This window comes from Pseudomonas sp. Y3 TE3536, assembly GCF_053629175.1.
Genome location: NZ_JBRJHU010000001.1, coordinates 575,279 through 590,462, shown reverse-complemented (window position 1 = coordinate 590,462; position 15,184 = coordinate 575,279). Strand labels below are relative to the sequence as shown.

Sequence of the window (15,184 nt, the reverse complement as noted above, 5' to 3'; positions counted from 1 at the left end):
TTTCCCCCTTCTAAAGGATTACTGACACGGTCGTGCCCATGCTAAAGCGCTTCGCACCCCTCGTGCCCCTCGCACTCGTGACCCTGCTTTTTGGCTGCGCGGCACAAGCCCCGGTATCTCAGCCCCAGGATCACACCCCGATCGCCGCACAGTCGGCGTTCAAGGCCAAAGCCTCGCCTTCGTCGGTATTCGGCGAACCCGAAGAGCTGGCCACTGAAGATGACCTGGAGGCCTTCTCCAGCAGCAGCAAGCCTTACCAGTTGCCAGTTCTGGCTGACAGCATTCTCGAGCGCGGCATGTCGTTGATCGGCACCCGCTACCGCTTCGGTGGTACCTCGGAGAAGTCCGGCTTCGACTGCAGCGGCTTCATCGGTTACTTGTTCCGCGAAGAAGCCGGCATGACCTTGCCGCGTTCGACGCGTGAAATGATCAACGTCGATGCCCCGAAAGTGGCGCGCAACAAGCTCAAGCCAGGCGACCTGCTGTTCTTCAGCACCAATGGTCGTGGCCGTGTGAGCCATGCGGGCATCTACCTGGGTGACAACCAGTTCATCCACTCCAGCAGCCGCCGCAGCGGTGGTGTGCGCATCGACAGCCTCGGTGATCGCTACTGGAGCAAGACCTTCATCGAAGCCAAGCGTGCCTTGGCGATGGCGCCGACCAACATCGCGCGCAACTGATAGCAAAATGATTTACCCTGCCACGGCGGCGATGCTTTGAAAAAAAGCTCGCCGCCGTGCGCATTTACAGAAAGCGTCTAATCTAAATTCTCAACACTTTTCGGCTGCGGTCCAGCGGTCTCAGACAGGATGTTCTGGCCATGGTAATGATGGCGCGCTTCGCATTCCTTTCCCTGGTGGCATTGCTTGCTGCCTGCTCCAGCCGCGCGCCTGCGCCGGCCCCTGTGGTTCAGCCGCAGGTTACCTACAGCCAGCCGGATGGTTCGCCGATTGCCGACGACGTGTTGATCCGGGCGATCGGGCTGGTGGGTACGCCTTATCGCTGGGGCGGCAATACGCCCGACTCCGGGTTCGATTGCAGCGGCCTGATCAAGTATGTCTACCGCGATGCCGCCGGCATCAGCTTGCCGCGTTCGACGCGCGAGATGATCGTCATGCGCGCGCCTACCGTGGATGCCAAGGCGCTGCAGTCGGGTGACCTGGTGTTCTTTGCCACCAGTGGCGGCTCGCAAGTCAGCCATGCCGGTATCTACGTCGGGGAAGGGCGCTTTGTGCATGCGCCGTCCACCGGCGGTACGGTGCGCCTGGACTACCTGTCGAACAGCTACTGGGCCAAGGCTTACCTGCAGGCCAAGCGCGTGATTCCGCAAGGGCACCTGGCGCAGAATCCCTGAGGCACTGCGCAGTCAGCAGTTGATCGCTGACTGTGTAGGAGCAGCCTTGCGCTGCGAAGAGGCCGGTGCATATGGCTTAGAGGTAAGGGGCCTTCACCGGCCTCTTCGCAGCACAAGGCTGCTCCTACAAGGCCTTGCTCACCCGCCAGATCACGTTCCCCACGTCATCCGCCACCAGCAAACCGCCGCGCTGATCATTGATCACCCCCACCGGTCGCCCCATGGCCTTGCCTTCGTCATTCAGAAACCCCGTCAGCAGGTCGATCGGTTTGCCGGCAGGTTTGCCTGTCGCATCGAACGGCACGAAGATCACCTTGTAGCCACTGTGCGGCTTGCGGTTCCACGAGCCGTGCTGGCCCACGAATGCCCCCTGCCCGAACGGCGGCGGCAACACGCCAGGCTCGGCGAACGTCAGCCCCAGCGATGCCGTGTGCGGGCCCACCGCGTAGTCCGGCATCAGTGCCTGGGCAACCTTCTGCGGGGCCTGCGGCTCGACCCGCTGGTCGACGTGTTGCCCGTAATAGCTGTAGGGCCAACCATAGAAGCCGCCATCCTTGACTGACGTGATGTAGTCCGGCACCAGATCGCTACCGATCTCGTCACGTTCGTTGACTGCCGTCCACAGTGCGCCGCTGTGGGGCTCCCAGGCCAGGCCGTTGGGGTTGCGCAGGCCGCTGGCAAACACGCGTTGCTGGCCGCTGGCAGGGTCCACTTCCCAGATCGCCGCACGGCCTTGTTCCTTGTCCAGGCCGTTTTCCCCCACGTTGCTGTTGGAGCCCACCGTCACGTAGAGCTTCTTGCCGTCAGGGCTGGCGATCACGTTCTTGGTCCAATGATGGTTAAGCGGCCCGCCTGGCAGTTCGACCACCTGCTGGCCCTCGCCGCGAATGTGCATGGCCCCGGGCTCGTAGTGAAAGCGCAGCAGTTTGTCGGTGTCGGCCACGTAGAAGTCCTTGCCCACCAGCGCCATGCCGAAGGGCGAATTGAGCCCTTCGATGAAGGTGGTGCGCACTTCCGCGACCCCATCATGGTCGGCATCGCGCAGCAAGGTGATGCGGTTGGCGCTAGGCACGCCGGCGCCGGCGCGCTGCATCGCCTTGCCCATCACCCAGCCACGCAGGCCTTTGCCATCTTCAGGCTTGGGCGGGGCGTTGGTTTCGGCCACCAGCACATCGCCGTTGGGCAACACATAGAGCCAGCGCGGGTGGTCGAGCTTGTCGGCGAAGGCCGTTACCTGCGTGCCGGCTGCAGCCTGGGGCTTGGCGCCCTGGGGCCAGCCAATGGCCGGCGCGATGTTCACCGTGGGGACCAGCGTCTTGTTGGGCGGGGGCAGTTGCGGCGAAGGGCCGCTGCCGTCCATCACGTCCAGGTGGGCTGTGTCGCTGCATCCCGCCAGGCCGGCAGCCAACACCCAGGGTAAGACGATGCCGATGCGCTTCATGGTCGCTGCTCTCCGAAAAGGAACACTCAATATTCAGAGCAGGGTTGTGCGCACGGGGTTCAGCGGCGGGAGGCATACATCTACCACACGGTATTGACGCAGGCCGCCAGGATGAACGCCCGATTTCTAGTGCCTGGAGTGGGCCATGACGGATGTAAAAGCAAGGGTGATTCGCAGTCTCGAGGCATTCGATGCTGCGCGGCCGCTGGTCCGGCTGGTGGATGACGTGGTGCGGGATTACCCCGACCCTTACGCGCTGGCGAGCCAGCAGGCTGCGCGCATTCTGCAAAAACACACGGGCAGGCGAATTGACCCTCGCTTCGTCTGGTGGCACCAATTCAATAACGAGAACTCCAGCAGCCTCAGTAAAACCGGCTGGCAACACAGCCATCCGCCGCAGAAGTCGATGTTGATGCACGAACTGGTAATCGACCGCTTCGACCTGTACTTCCAAGATGCCAGTGACGAGCTCGACATGCGTGGCGGGTTTTATCGGCAGGGGCCCCATGCGCCGTTTTACGACGAGCGCAACGAAGTGCCGATGCTGGGCAGTGACGTGCAAAAAGACCTGTGGGCGCTGGACTTCGCGGTTGACTACCGTGCGCAGGTCGAGCGCTTCTGGTTGCAGTATGGTGCTCATTTTCACGTACTGGCCAAGACCAATCTGCTAGGGCAGGGCGCTGAGGCATTGGCGGAGGGTACGATTACGCCAGGGGATTGGGATCACGTGCGGGGGATGGTGACCGATGCCTTGCCTACCGGTGAATTGCCCACCCTGGAGGTTCTTGAGCAGAGCGCCACGCGCAGCGAGATTGCGGTCCACCGCTATGTGTTTGGTGAAACGGATCGCTGGTGTTTGTTCAGCCTGAGTGCGCCCGATGGGCGGGTCATGGCCTATATGCCGTGGGCAGAGAAGCCGCTCAAGGGCTTCGATTCCGAATTCGCGATGGTGAGTTGGATACGCACGCAGTTGCAGTCGAAGGACACCCTCGATGCCTTCGTGGCGGGTGCTCATAGCAATCCGCGTGATACCACCGCCAGGCGGTTGATCAAGGTGCACCTGCAAGGTATTGCCGACAGCCGTTCGAACGAAGCCGCATTGATCGCTCTGACGTTGTTCAAGCGGCCGCTTGGCACGACCCTTTTTGCTTACCTGGTCGAACAGGCCAGGCTCGAAATGCAGGGCAATGCGCAACTGATGCAAACCAATGCCGGGCTGCGCAAGGCCATGTGCAGTGGGTATCTGGCGGCGTTTTTGGGTGTGTTTGGTGGTTTTGCGCCGTTGGGCTGGCCGGTCACGCTGATGCTGCTGGGGGCCAGTGTGGGCAAGGTGGCGCTGGACGTGGACGCTGCTTTGCACGCGGGTGATGAACAGAGCCGCAAGGATGCCCTGCGCTCGGCCATGCTCGAAAGCGTATTCGCCAGCATGAACCTGGTCGATATCAGCTTCCAGGCGAGCTTTGCCTCGCTGGCGTATCAAGCACCGCCCCATGAAACGAACCTTTCATTGGGGCGCTGGCAACCGACGACTGCTTCGGCCTTGCCGGAGGAGTTGCAGGGCGCCAATACCGTGCTGACCGGGGAGCCGGGCGAGGAGGGCCGCTTGCGCGGCATCCACGTCAACGACGACGGCAGTTGCTGGATCAATGTGCAAGGTTTGCCCTATCGCGTGCGTTACAGCCATGAGCTGGCCGTGTGGCTGGTGGTTTCGGCGGACAACCCGTTTGCCTTCAGCCCGCTGCACCCGGTGCGTCTGAACCAGGCCGGGGAGTGGGAAGTGCTGGCGCCGCCCCGATTGCTGGGGGGGACACCTTTGGCCGTTGAAGGTATGCCGAGCACAAATTCACCGTTCTGGGATACCTATACGTTAGCGAACGGCCCGCAGAGCAAAAAGCTGGGTGAATTCGCGCTTGAGCGGCAGAAGGCGTTATTGGCGTCCTGGCCGGTCGTCGAACTGCCCCGCGGGCGCGCGCCCGACCTCGATGAGCGCAACCTGGACTGCGTCAAGGTCGCGGGCCGCACGCACTACTCGTATCACTACGGCCCGGAGTACTTCAACGCACTGGTCGACTACTACACCAGCGATGAGTCGAAAGTGAACGATGTGTTCCGCTCGGGGAGCTACCGGTATGGCGATGAGGATGACTATATTGCCGACCTTGCCGATAGCCTCGAACAGTTGCCCAAAAACAATCAGGTGAGGTTGTACCGAGGGGGGCATCGCTCGCGCCGTACCGGTGGTGAGCGTTACCGAAACGGTGAGCTGCGGGTTGGCGATGTGCTGGTCAATACCGACTTCACCTCGTTCACCGAAAACCCCTACATGGCCGCGGAGTTTGCCTGCTTGCGTTACCCGAACGTGCCGGGCGGCGTGCCAGGCTTGTTCGATGACAGTTCGGTGGTGTTCGAGCTGCCTGCCGGGGACTACCACAGCGCAACGCCGATCAGCGCCTTTTCGTCATATTCCGAAGAGGCCGAAACGCTGTTCCAGCCTGGCAACTACTTCCGCATCGATGCCTTGCAGCAGGTCTATGGCGAGTACTATCGCTTCATCAAGGTCACCCTGAGGCAGACCCTCAAGCCTGCCTTGGGGCCGGTTTACGACCTGCGCACAGGGCTGGCCTTCGACCTGGCGGCCTACACGGCGCACATCAGGACGCCGGCACTGGTGACGCGGTTCTTTCCTGAATAATGTCGTTAGTTGAGCACCACCGCTGCGCCAAAGGCGGGCGCGTTCGATTGACGCTCCCGCCCCAACCCTCTAACCTTCGCGCGTGTTTCAGGTGCCCTGCCAGCCCCGTCTGGGCAGGGTGAAACTGGGAAGCCGGTGGGCGCCAGCAAAGGCGCGAGCCCGGCGCTGCCCCCGCAACGGTAAGTGAGTCAAATGCCGCGCACAGCCACTGGATGCCAGCATCCGGGAAGGCGCGCAGGCGTGGGCCAAGGCCCGCTCACAAGCCCGGAGACCGGCCTGATTCAGCCAACGGCATCACGGAGGGTGATGCGCGGTGCACCGTGGCGTCCAGCCACGGCTCCTGCGCGTTCTCCGTCTGCCTGCCTATCGACCTGTCGCCGCTTCTCGCGTGGCGTCAGCCTGCGGAGAACCCTGATGAGCGAACCCACCGAACGCGACGAACGCCACCTGGCGCGCATGCAGCGCAAAAAGGCGGTCATCGACGAGCGCATCGCCAATTCCCCTAATGAATGCGGCCTGTTGCTGGTGCTGACCGGCAACGGCAAGGGCAAGAGCAGCTCGGCCTTCGGCATGCTCGCCCGCGCCCTGGGCCACGGCATGCAGTGCGGCGTGGTGCAGTTCATCAAAGGCCGCAACAGCACCGGCGAAGAGCTGTTTTTCCGGCGCTTCCCGGAGCAGGTGCGCTACCACGTGATGGGCGAGGGCTTCACCTGGGAGACCCAGGACCGCCAGCGCGACATCGCCGCCGCCGAAGCCGCCTGGGCCGTGTCGCGCCAGCTGCTGCAAGACCCGACCGTTCAGTTCGTGGTGCTCGATGAACTGAACATCGCGCTCAAGCATGGCTACCTCGACCTCGATCAGGTGCTGTCCGACATCCAGGCTCGCCCGCCGATGCAGCACGTGATTGTCACCGGCCGCGCGGCCAAGCCTGAAATGATCGAACTGGCCGATACCGTCACCGAGATGGGCATGCTCAAGCACGCCTTCCAGGCGGGTATCCGTGCGCAGAAGGGCGTTGAACTGTGAGTGAACTGCGACATTGCCCGGCCGTGTTGATCGCGGCGCCGGCTTCTGGCCAGGGCAAGACCACTGTGACCGCAGCCTTGGCCCGGCTGCACCGTAACCTCGGGCGTAAGGTCCGGGTGTTCAAGTGTGGGCCTGATTTTCTCGACCCGATGATCCTGGAGCGTGCCAGCGGCGCACCGGTCTACCAGCTCGACCTGTGGATGATCGGCGCGCAGGAAAGCCGTCGCCTGCTATGGGAAGCAGCCGCTGAGGCCGACCTGATCTTGATCGAAGGGGTCATGGGCCTGTTCGACGGTACCCCGTCGAGCGCCGACCTGGCGCGCCATTTCGGCGTGCCGGTGCTGGCGGTGATCGACGGCACGGCCATGGCCCAGACCTTTGGCGCCCTGGCCCTGGGGCTGGCGCGTTACCAGGCCGACCTGCCATTCGCCGGCGTGCTGGCCAACCGGGTCGGCAGCTTGCGCCATGCGCAGCTGCTAGAAGGCAGCCTGACCGAAGGGCTGCGCTGGTACGGCGGCCTGTCGCGTGAGCGCGGTATCGAACTGCCCAGCCGCCACCTGGGCTTGGTCCAGGCCAGCGAGCTGAACGACCTGGATGCCCGCCTGGATGCTGCGGCCGAAGCGCTGGGCGCCAGTTGCGATGCCGCTTTACCACCGCCCGTGGCGTTTGCCGAGCCGGAACCGCAGCCGGCCGCCGCTTCATTGGCCGGTGTGCGCATTGGCGTGGCGCGGGACGAGGCGTTCGCCTTCCTTTATGGTGCCAATATCGACCTGCTGCGCAACCTCGGCGCGCAGCTGGTGTTCTTCTCGCCGCTGCACGACCGCGAACTGCCCGATGTGGACAGCCTGTACTTGCCGGGCGGCTACCCGGAACTGCACCACCACGCACTGGCGGCCAATGCGCCGATGTGCGCGGCGATCCGTGACCATCATGCCCAGGGCAAGCCGTTGCTGGCCGAGTGTGGCGGCATGCTCTACCTGCTCGACGCACTGACCGACGTAGCGGGCGAGCGTGCCGAACTGCTCGGCTTGCTGACCGGCGAGGCGACCATGCAGAAGCGCCTGGCCGCACTGGCCTTGCAGGCAGTGGACCTGCCCGAAGGCACCCTGCGTGGCCACACCTACCATCACTCGCTCACCAGCACCGAGCTGGCGCCGATCGCCCGGGGGCTGAGCCCCAACGGCGGGCGTGGCAACGAGGCGGTGTATCGCTTGGGCCGCCTGACGGCTTCCTACGTGCACTTCTACTTCCCCTCCAACCCGGACGCGGCGGCGGCGCTGTTGCGACCATGAGCGAACACGCTTTCAGCGACGCCGAACGCGCCGCGCTGTACCGGGCCATCGGCGAACGCCGCGACATGCGCCATTTTGCCGGTGGCGAGGTGGCCCCGGCGTTGCTCGCCCGCCTGTTGGCTGCGGCGCATCAGGCACCGAGCGTCGGGCTGATGCAGCCCTGGCGCTTCATTCGCATCACCCAGCGCGACCTGCGCACGCGCATCCAGGCGTTGGTCGAAGAAGAGCGGCTACGCACTGCCGATGCACTGGGCGAACGCGCCGATGCGTTCATGACGCTCAAGGTCGAAGGCATCAACGATTGCGCCGAATTGCTGGTGGCCGCGTTGATGGACCAGCGCGAACCGCACATCTTTGGCCGCCGCACCTTGCCGGAGATGGACCTCGCCTCGCTGGCCTGCGCCATCCAGAACCTGTGGCTGGCGGCGCGTGCCGAGGGCCTGGGGATGGGCTGGGTATCGCTGTTCGACCCCGTGGCATTGGCCGAACTGCTGGGCATGCCGGCGGGGGCCAAGCCGGTGGCGGTACTGTGCCTGGGGCCTGTGACCGAATTTTACCCAGCCCCGATGCTGGTGCTGGAAAACTGGGCAGAAGAACGCCCTTTGAGTGACCTGCTGTATCACAACCAATGGGGAGAGCAGCCATGAGCGTTGCCTTGCTGACCGTGGCCGGGGTGGCCCTGGATGCCTTGCTGGGCGAGCCGCAGCGGCGTCATCCACTGGTGGCGTTCGGCAACATGGCCGCCAACCTGGAGCATCGCCTGAATGCCGGCGGGCGCGGTTGGCGCAGCCATGGCGTGAGCGCCTGGTTCCTCGCGGTGGTGCCGCTGACCCTGGTTGCACTGGTCCTGTCCTGGCTGCCGTACATCGGCTGGCTAGTCGACGTGCTGGCGCTGTACTGCGCGTTGGGGCTGCGTAGCCTTGGCGAGCACGTGCTGCCGGTGGCGAACGCATTGCGCCAGGGTGACCTGGAAGAGGCGCGGCGGCGGGTCGGCTATCTGGTCAGCCGCGAAACCCGCGAGCTGGACGAGCCCGCCGTGGCAAGGGCAGCGACCGAATCGGTGCTGGAAAACGGCAGCGATGCGGTGTTCGCCGCACTGTTCTGGTTCGTGGTGGCGGGCGCGCCTGGCGTGGTGTTGTACCGCTTGAGCAATACCCTGGATGCCATGTGGGGCTATCGCAACGAACGCTTCGAGCGGTTTGGCTGGTGCGCGGCACGCATCGACGATGTGCTCAACTATATTCCCGCAAGGCTGGTGGCGCTGACCTACGCGCTGCTCGGCAAAACCCGCCTGGCCCTGGCCTGCTGGCGCAACCAAGGGCCCCTGTGGGACAGCCCCAACGCCGGCCCCGTGATGGCGGCAGGTGCTGGCGCGCTGGGGGTCGAGCTGGGCGGCCCGGCGGTGTATCACGGTGAGCTGCACGAGCGGCCGCGCCTGGGCGAAGGGCCCATGGCCGATGCCGATGCTATCGAGCGTGGCTGGAGCCTGGTGCAGCGGGGTGTGTGGCTGTGGGTACTGCTGATTTGCCTGGGAGCTTACTGGAATGCTTGAACACGGTGGTCGTCTGCTGCGTGCGGTGCGTCACTACGGGATCGCGCGCGAACATTGGCTCGACCTGTCCAGCGGCATTGCCCCTTGGCCTTACTCGATCCCGCCGATTCCACTCGACGCCTGGGCGCGTCTGCCAGAGACCGAAGACGGCCTGGAAGAAGCCGCTCGGCAGTATTACGGCACCCGCCAGCTGTTGGCGGTGGCTGGCTCGCAGGCCGCGATCCAGGCCTTGCCATTGCTGCGCCCGGCGGGCTGGGTCGGTGTGTTGACCCCATGCTATGCCGAGCACCCGTATGCCTGGCAGCGGGCAGGGCACACATTGCTCGAACTGGATGAAGCCCAGGTGGAAGGCGCGCTCGACAGCCTCGATGTGCTGGTGCTGGTTAACCCCAACAACCCGACCGGCCGCCAAGTCAGCCGGGAGCGCCTGCTCGACTGGCATGGGCGACTGGCGGCGCGTGGGGGCTGGCTGGTGGTCGACGAGGCGTTCATGGACAACACCCCCGCTCACAGCGTGGTCGACTGCGCCGAACGGCCTGGCCTGATCGTGCTGCGCTCGTTCGGCAAGTTCTTTGGCCTGGCCGGTGTGCGTTTGGGGGTTGTTGCGGCTGAGCCCGGCGTGCTGCAGCGGCTGGCTGAGTTGCTCGGCCCTTGGACTGTCAGCGGCCCCACGCGGGTGCTGGCCCAAGCCTGCTTTGCCGACCACATTGCCCACCAGGTGCAGATCGAGCGTTGCGCCGCCAGCAGCCAGCGCCTCGCTGCGCTGTTGCACAGCACCGAGCTGGCGCCGAGCGGCGGCTGCGACCTGTTCCAGTACGTGCGCAGCGAGCGTGCCGCGCACTTGCATGACTTTCTTGCCCGGCGCGGCATCCTGGTGCGCCTGTTCGAGCAGCCCGCCGCCGTGCGCCTGGGCTTGCCTGCCAGTGCGGCGGACGAGCAGCGCCTTGCCCAGGCCCTGACCGACTATCAAAAGGAAACGGCATGACCACGCTCATGGTGCAAGGCACCACCTCCGATGCCGGCAAAAGCACGCTGGTGACAGCGCTGTGCCGCTGGCTGTTGCGCCAGGGTGTCGGCGTGGTGCCGTTCAAGCCGCAGAACATGGCGCTGAACAGCGCAGTGACCGCCGACGGTGGCGAAATCGGCCGGGCCCAGGCCGTGCAGGCCCAGGCTTGCCGGCTGGCGCCGCACACCGACATGAACCCGGTGCTGCTCAAGCCCAACAGCGACACTGGCGCCCAGGTGATCATCCACGGTCGCGCGGTCACCAGCATGAATGCAGTGGCTTATCACGACTACAAGGCCATCGCCATGCAAGCGGTGCTGGCGTCGCACCAGCGCCTGAGCGCCGCGTACCCGGTGGTGATGGTCGAAGGTGCGGGCTCGCCGGCAGAGATCAACCTGCGTGCCGGCGACATCGCCAACATGGGCTTTGCCGAAGCGGTCGACTGCCCGGTGATCCTGGTGGCCGACATCAACCGCGGTGGGGTATTCGCTCATCTGGTGGGCACGCTGGAGCTGCTGTCGCCGAGTGAGCAGGCGCGGGTCAAAGGCTTCGTCATCAACCGCTTCCGCGGTGACATCGCCTTGCTGCAGCCTGGGCTGGACTGGCTTGAAGCGCGTACCGGCAAGCCGGTGCTGGGCGTGTTGCCGTATGTCACCGACCTGCACCTGGAGGCCGAGGACGGCATCGATGTGCGCCAGGTGGCCAAGGGGGAGCGCGTGCTGAAGGTGATCGTGCCGGTGCTGCCGCGCATCAGCAACCACACCGACTTCGACCCGCTGCGCCTGCATCCGCAAGTGGATTTGCAGTTCATCGGGCCCGGCCAGCCGATACCGCCTGCCGACCTGATCATCCTGCCTGGCTCGAAAAGCGTGCGGGGCGACCTGGCGCAACTGCGCGAGCGGGGCTGGGATACCGCCATTGCCCGCCACTTGCGCTATGGCGGCAAGCTCATCGGCATCTGCGGCGGCCTGCAGATGCTCGGGGCTCAGGTTCACGATCCGCTGGGCCTGGAAGGGCCGGCGGGCTCCAGCCCTGGGCTGGGCCTGCTGGACTACACCACGGTACTGGAGGCCGACAAGCAACTGCGCAACGTTGCCGGTACCTTGACCCTGGAAAACGCGCCGGTTTCTGGCTACGAGATCCATGCCGGCGTCACCCAGGGCCCGGCCCTGGAACGCCCCGCCGTGCAGCTGGACGACGGCCGCTGCGACGGCGCCATCAGCGCCGATGGGCAGATCCTCGCCACCTACCTGCATGGCCTGTTCGAAGGCAGCCAGTCGTGCGCCGCGTTGCTGCGCTGGGCGGGGCTGGCCGATGCAGAGACTATCGACTACCAGGCCCTGCGCGAGCGTGATATCGAACGCCTGGCGGACCTGGTGGAAAAACACCTGGACACCGCGCACCTGCGCACGCTGTGTGGAGTCGCCTGAAATGCTCAACCTGATCCTCGGCGGCGCCCGTTCCGGCAAGAGCCGCCTGGCCGAACAGCTGGCCAGCGACAGCGGCCTGCCGGTCACCTACATCGCCACCAGCGAGCCGCTGGACGGTGAAATGAACGAACGCGTGCGCTTGCATCGCCAACGCCGGCCCGCTGACTGGGGGTTGATCGAAGAACCCCTGGCACTGGCGGCGGTGCTGCGCCGCGAAGCGGCCGAAGGGCGCTGCCTGTTGGTGGATTGCCTGACCCTGTGGCTGACCAACCTGCTGATGCTCGACAACGACCAGCGCCTGGCCGAGGAGCGCGATGCGCTGCTCGACTGCCTGGCGCAGTTGCCCGGCACGGTTATCTTGGTCAGCAACGAAACCGGCCTGGGCGTGGTGCCCATGGGTGAACTGACCCGGCGTTATGTCGACCAGGCCGGCTGGCTACACCAGGCCGTTGCTGAACGCTGTCAGCGCGTGGTGCTGACCGTGGCTGGCCTGCCCCTTATGCTCAAAGGACCTGCACTATGACTCAAGCCTGGTGGCGTGATGCCTGCCAACCCCTCGACAACGCCGCCATGGACCAGGCCCGCGCCCGTCAGCAACAGCTGACCAAACCTGCCGGTTCGCTCGGCCAGCTGGAAGGCCTGGCCGTGCACCTGGCGGGCCTGCAAGGCCGCGAGCGGCCCGTGGTGGACCAACTGGCGATCACGATCTTCGCCGGTGACCACGGTGTGGTAGAGGAGGGCATTTCGGCCTACCCGCAAGCCGTGACCGGGCAAATGCTGCGCAACTTCGTTGGCGGCGGCGCGGCGATCAGCGTGTTGGCGCGCCAGCTGCAAGCCAGCCTGGAAGTGGTCGACCTCGGCACCATCGACCCCAGCCTGGCGCTGCCCGGTGTGCGGCATCTGCACCTGGGCGCCGGCACCGCCAACTTCGCCCGCCAGCCAGCGATGACCGAGGCCCAGTTGCAGTCCGCCTTGCAGGCCGGCCGCGACAGCGCGTTGCGGGCCGCCGAACAGGGCGCGCAGTTGTTCATCGGTGGCGAAATGGGCATCGGCAACACGACCGCTGCCGCCGCCCTGGCCAGTAACTTGCTGGGCTGCCCAGCGCGTGAATTGAGCGGCCCAGGCACTGGCCTGGACAACGCCGGTGTGCGGCACAAAGCCGAAGTCATCGAGCGTGCGCTGATCCTGCATGGCCTGCGTGCTGACGACCCGCTGCAGGCGCTGGCCTGTGTCGGCGGTTTCGAGATCGCCGCCTTGGCGGGCGCTTACATCGCCTGCGCGCAAGAGGGTGTCGCGGTGCTGGTGGACGGCTTTATCTGCAGCGTTGCTGCGCTGGTGGCGGTACGCCTCAACCCGCAATGCCGGGCATGGCTGCTGTTTGCCCACCAGGGCGCGGAGCCAGGGCACAAGGCCTTGCTCGAAGCGTTGCAGGCCGAGCCGTTGCTGGCGCTGGGCCTGCGCCTGGGCGAGGGCAGCGGCGCCGCCCTGGCGGTCCCCTTGTTGCGCCTGGCCTGCGCGCTGCACGGCCAGATGGCGACGTTTGCCGAAGCGGCCGTGGCGGACCGCCCGGCATGATCCTCGACCTGTTGCGCCACGGCGAAACGGAGCAGGGCGGCCTGCGTGGCAGCCTTGATGATGCCCTGACTGAAAAAGGCTGGGCGCAGATGCGCAGCGCGGTGGCCGAAGCGGGCCCGTGGCAGGTGCTGGTCAGCTCGCCGCTGCAGCGCTGTGCGCGTTTTGCCGATGAGCTGGGAGCACGCCTGCACCTGCCAGTACAGCGTGAGGCCGCTTTGCAGGAGCTGCATTTCGGTGACTGGGAAGGCCGCAGCGCGGCGCAGATCATGGAAGACCAGGCCGATGCGCTGGGTCGCTTCTGGGCCGACCCTTATGGCTATACCCCGCCCAATGGCGAACCGGTCAGTGCGTTTGCCGAACGGGTACTGGCGGGCGTCGAGCGCTTGAGCCAGCAGCATGCCGGCAAGCGCGTGCTGCTGGTCACCCACGGCGGGGTGATGCGCCTGTTGCTGGCCCGTGCACGTGGCCTGCCCCGGGAGCAGTTGCTGCAGGTGGAAGTTGCCCACGGCGCATTGGTGCGTCTGGTGCTGCGTGACGACGGTCAATTGGGCGAGGCGCACTGACATGCTGCCGTTCTGGATTGCCCTGCAGTTTCTCAGCAGCCTGCCGGTGCGTTTGCCGGGCATGCCGGCGCCGCAGCAAGTAGGCCGCTCGCTGTTGTGCTACCCACTGGTCGGGCTGCTGTTCGGCCTGCTGTTGTGGCTGGCCAATCACCTGCTGCACGGCACGCCCGCGCCTTTGCACGCGGCGTTGCTGCTGTCGCTGTGGGTGTTGCTCAGCGGCGCCCTGCACCTGGACGGGTTGGCCGACAGCGCCGATGCCTGGCTGGGTGGCTTCGGCGACCGAGAGCGCACGCTGCGGATCATGAAAGATCCGCGCAGCGGGCCGATCGCCGTGGTGACCTTGGTGCTGGTGCTGTTGCTGAAATTCTGTGCGTTGTGGGTACTGGTCGAGCGTGGGGCAGGGCTCGAGCTGCTGCTGGCACCGGTGGTGGGGCGTGCGGCGATGCTGGGCCTGTTCCTCTGTACGCCTTACGTACGCCCCGGTGGCCTGGGGCAGGCGCTGGCCGAACATCTGCCGCGCGCTGCTGCCGGGTGGGTATTGCTCGCCAGTGCAGCCCTGTGCCTTGCCGTGGGCGGTTGGGGCGCGATCTGGGTGCTGGTTGCAGCCGTGGCTGTGTTCGCCTGGTTGCGGCGCCTCATGTGTCGGCGCCTGGGCGGCACGACCGGTGACACCGCCGGGGCGATGCTCGAGTTGCTGGAGCTGACCGTGGTGCTGGGGTTGGCGCTGGGCCTCTGAATCACCTGCACGCGATCTCCCACGCCGCAGTCCATCCTGATGAAACTTCTTGCAACACCCATGACGCGGGTATATACACGTATCCATGCTGACCAGTGAATGCATCTGTACCCATCTGCGTCGTGCCGCCCGCGGGGTGAGCCGGCATTATGACGAGGCCCTTGCCGGCTTCGGCATCAATGTCGCCCAGTTTTCCCTGTTGCGGCACTTGCAGCGGCTCGACCGCCCTAGCATCACCACCTTGGCCGAGGCCATGGGCCTCGAACGCAGCACTTTGGGGCGCAACCTGCGGGTGCTCGAAGCCGATGGCCTGGTGGCCTTGGCTGACGGCGACGACCAACGCAACCGCGTGGTGCTGCTGACCGAAGCCGGTAAGGCGCTGCTGAAAGCGGCTTACCCGGCCTGGGAGCAGGCCCAGGGGTTGCTGGTGGAGCGCTTGGGCATAGGGCAGCGTGATGAATTGGTGCGCTTGCTGGAACAACTGGCTTGAGCTGATGCGACTATAAGCGGGTATATA

General features: G+C 65.5%; 15 protein-coding genes and 1 riboswitch. Of the genes, 14 read left to right on the top strand and 1 reads right to left on the bottom strand.

Going from position 1 to position 15,184, the window contains the following annotated elements:
- Positions 1-38 precede the first annotated feature (38 nt).
- Positions 39-680, top strand: a complete 642-nt coding sequence (locus AB7M33_RS02595) for a C40 family peptidase (RefSeq protein ID WP_027595860.1) — start codon at positions 39-41, stop codon at positions 678-680.
- A 140-nt stretch (positions 681-820) separates the two neighbouring features.
- On the top strand, positions 821-1,354 hold the full coding sequence (locus tag AB7M33_RS02590) for a C40 family peptidase (protein ID WP_099453169.1): 534 nt from the start codon (positions 821-823) through the stop codon (positions 1,352-1,354).
- 124 nt (positions 1,355-1,478) lie between these two features.
- Here AB7M33_RS02590 and AB7M33_RS02585 read toward each other — a convergent pair whose 3' ends face one another.
- Positions 1,479-2,795: a PQQ-dependent sugar dehydrogenase gene (locus AB7M33_RS02585; RefSeq protein ID WP_454242385.1), complete on the bottom strand. Its 1,317-nt coding sequence runs from the start codon at positions 2,793-2,795 to the stop codon at positions 1,479-1,481.
- Between the two features lie 145 nt (positions 2,796-2,940).
- Here AB7M33_RS02585 and AB7M33_RS02580 point away from each other — a divergent pair, with 145 nt between their 5' ends.
- From AB7M33_RS02580 to AB7M33_RS02525, 12 genes are all read left to right on the top strand, one after another.
- Complete coding sequence (locus AB7M33_RS02580; RefSeq protein WP_454242384.1) at positions 2,941-5,487, top strand: dermonecrotic toxin domain-containing protein; 2,547 nt, start codon at positions 2,941-2,943, stop codon at positions 5,485-5,487.
- 72 nt (positions 5,488-5,559) lie between these two features.
- Positions 5,560-5,781: riboswitch (cobalamin riboswitch) on the top strand.
- 120 nt (positions 5,782-5,901) lie between these two features.
- Positions 5,902-6,513: a cob(I)yrinic acid a,c-diamide adenosyltransferase gene (gene cobO / locus AB7M33_RS02575; protein WP_027595864.1), complete on the top strand. Its 612-nt coding sequence runs from the start codon at positions 5,902-5,904 to the stop codon at positions 6,511-6,513.
- Positions 6,510-7,805: a cobyrinate a,c-diamide synthase gene (locus AB7M33_RS02570; RefSeq protein WP_454242383.1), complete on the top strand. Its 1,296-nt coding sequence runs from the start codon at positions 6,510-6,512 to the stop codon at positions 7,803-7,805. The genes cobO and AB7M33_RS02570 overlap by 4 nt, the downstream gene beginning before the upstream one ends.
- Positions 7,802-8,452 carry a 5,6-dimethylbenzimidazole synthase gene (gene bluB / locus AB7M33_RS02565; protein WP_027595866.1) on the top strand — a complete coding sequence of 217 codons (651 nt, stop codon included), beginning with the start codon at positions 7,802-7,804 and terminating at the stop codon, positions 8,450-8,452. Before AB7M33_RS02570 ends, bluB begins: the two co-directional genes overlap by 4 nt.
- Positions 8,449-9,357: an adenosylcobinamide-phosphate synthase CbiB gene (gene cbiB, locus AB7M33_RS02560; protein ID WP_454242382.1), complete on the top strand. Its 909-nt coding sequence runs from the start codon at positions 8,449-8,451 to the stop codon at positions 9,355-9,357. Before bluB ends, cbiB begins: the two co-directional genes overlap by 4 nt.
- Complete coding sequence (cobD, locus tag AB7M33_RS02555) at positions 9,350-10,342, top strand: threonine-phosphate decarboxylase CobD (protein ID WP_454242381.1); 993 nt, start codon at positions 9,350-9,352, stop codon at positions 10,340-10,342. The genes cbiB and cobD overlap by 8 nt, the downstream gene beginning before the upstream one ends.
- On the top strand, positions 10,339-11,793 hold the full coding sequence (locus AB7M33_RS02550) for a cobyric acid synthase (protein WP_454242380.1): 1,455 nt from the start codon (positions 10,339-10,341) through the stop codon (positions 11,791-11,793). The genes cobD and AB7M33_RS02550 overlap by 4 nt, the downstream gene beginning before the upstream one ends.
- A gap of 1 nt (position 11,794) precedes the next feature.
- Complete coding sequence (cobU, locus tag AB7M33_RS02545; RefSeq protein WP_099428517.1) at positions 11,795-12,316, top strand: bifunctional adenosylcobinamide kinase/adenosylcobinamide-phosphate guanylyltransferase; 522 nt, start codon at positions 11,795-11,797, stop codon at positions 12,314-12,316.
- Entirely contained in the window at positions 12,313-13,368 is a 1,056-nt protein-coding gene (cobT, locus tag AB7M33_RS02540; protein WP_099428518.1) for a nicotinate-nucleotide--dimethylbenzimidazole phosphoribosyltransferase, read from the top strand. The genes cobU and cobT overlap by 4 nt, the downstream gene beginning before the upstream one ends.
- Entirely contained in the window at positions 13,365-13,931 is a 567-nt protein-coding gene (gene cobC / locus AB7M33_RS02535; RefSeq protein WP_027595872.1) for an alpha-ribazole phosphatase family protein, read from the top strand. Before cobT ends, cobC begins: the two co-directional genes overlap by 4 nt.
- A gap of 1 nt (position 13,932) precedes the next feature.
- On the top strand, positions 13,933-14,667 hold the full coding sequence (locus AB7M33_RS02530; protein ID WP_454242379.1) for an adenosylcobinamide-GDP ribazoletransferase: 735 nt from the start codon (positions 13,933-13,935) through the stop codon (positions 14,665-14,667).
- An 85-nt stretch (positions 14,668-14,752) separates the two neighbouring features.
- A complete protein-coding gene (locus AB7M33_RS02525) occupies positions 14,753-15,157 on the top strand; it encodes a MarR family winged helix-turn-helix transcriptional regulator (RefSeq protein WP_454242378.1) in 405 nt (134 codons plus the stop codon).
- Positions 15,158-15,184 lie beyond the last annotated feature (27 nt).

What these genes read in the sequence shown, in the direction of transcription:
- AB7M33_RS02595 (WP_027595860.1), top strand. Translation starts at nt 39, where the DNA reads ATGCTAAAGCGCTTCGCACCCCTCGTGCCCCTCGCACTCGTGACCCTG.
- AB7M33_RS02590 (WP_099453169.1), top strand. Translation starts at nt 821, where the DNA reads ATGGTAATGATGGCGCGCTTCGCATTCCTTTCCCTGGTGGCATTGCTT.
- AB7M33_RS02585 (WP_454242385.1), bottom strand. Translation starts at nt 2,795, where the DNA reads ATGAAGCGCATCGGCATCGTCTTACCCTGGGTGTTGGCTGCCGGCCTG.
- AB7M33_RS02580 (WP_454242384.1), top strand. Translation starts at nt 2,941, where the DNA reads ATGACGGATGTAAAAGCAAGGGTGATTCGCAGTCTCGAGGCATTCGAT.
- cobO (WP_027595864.1), top strand. Translation starts at nt 5,902, where the DNA reads ATGAGCGAACCCACCGAACGCGACGAACGCCACCTGGCGCGCATGCAG.
- bluB (WP_027595866.1), top strand. Translation starts at nt 7,802, where the DNA reads ATGAGCGAACACGCTTTCAGCGACGCCGAACGCGCCGCGCTGTACCGG.
- cbiB (WP_454242382.1), top strand. Translation starts at nt 8,449, where the DNA reads ATGAGCGTTGCCTTGCTGACCGTGGCCGGGGTGGCCCTGGATGCCTTG.
- cobD (WP_454242381.1), top strand. Translation starts at nt 9,350, where the DNA reads ATGCTTGAACACGGTGGTCGTCTGCTGCGTGCGGTGCGTCACTACGGG.
- AB7M33_RS02550 (WP_454242380.1), top strand. Translation starts at nt 10,339, where the DNA reads ATGACCACGCTCATGGTGCAAGGCACCACCTCCGATGCCGGCAAAAGC.
- cobU (WP_099428517.1), top strand. Translation starts at nt 11,795, where the DNA reads ATGCTCAACCTGATCCTCGGCGGCGCCCGTTCCGGCAAGAGCCGCCTG.
- cobT (WP_099428518.1), top strand. Translation starts at nt 12,313, where the DNA reads ATGACTCAAGCCTGGTGGCGTGATGCCTGCCAACCCCTCGACAACGCC.
- cobC (WP_027595872.1), top strand. Translation starts at nt 13,365, where the DNA reads ATGATCCTCGACCTGTTGCGCCACGGCGAAACGGAGCAGGGCGGCCTG.
- AB7M33_RS02530 (WP_454242379.1), top strand. Translation starts at nt 13,933, where the DNA reads ATGCTGCCGTTCTGGATTGCCCTGCAGTTTCTCAGCAGCCTGCCGGTG.
- AB7M33_RS02525 (WP_454242378.1), top strand. Translation starts at nt 14,753, where the DNA reads ATGCTGACCAGTGAATGCATCTGTACCCATCTGCGTCGTGCCGCCCGC.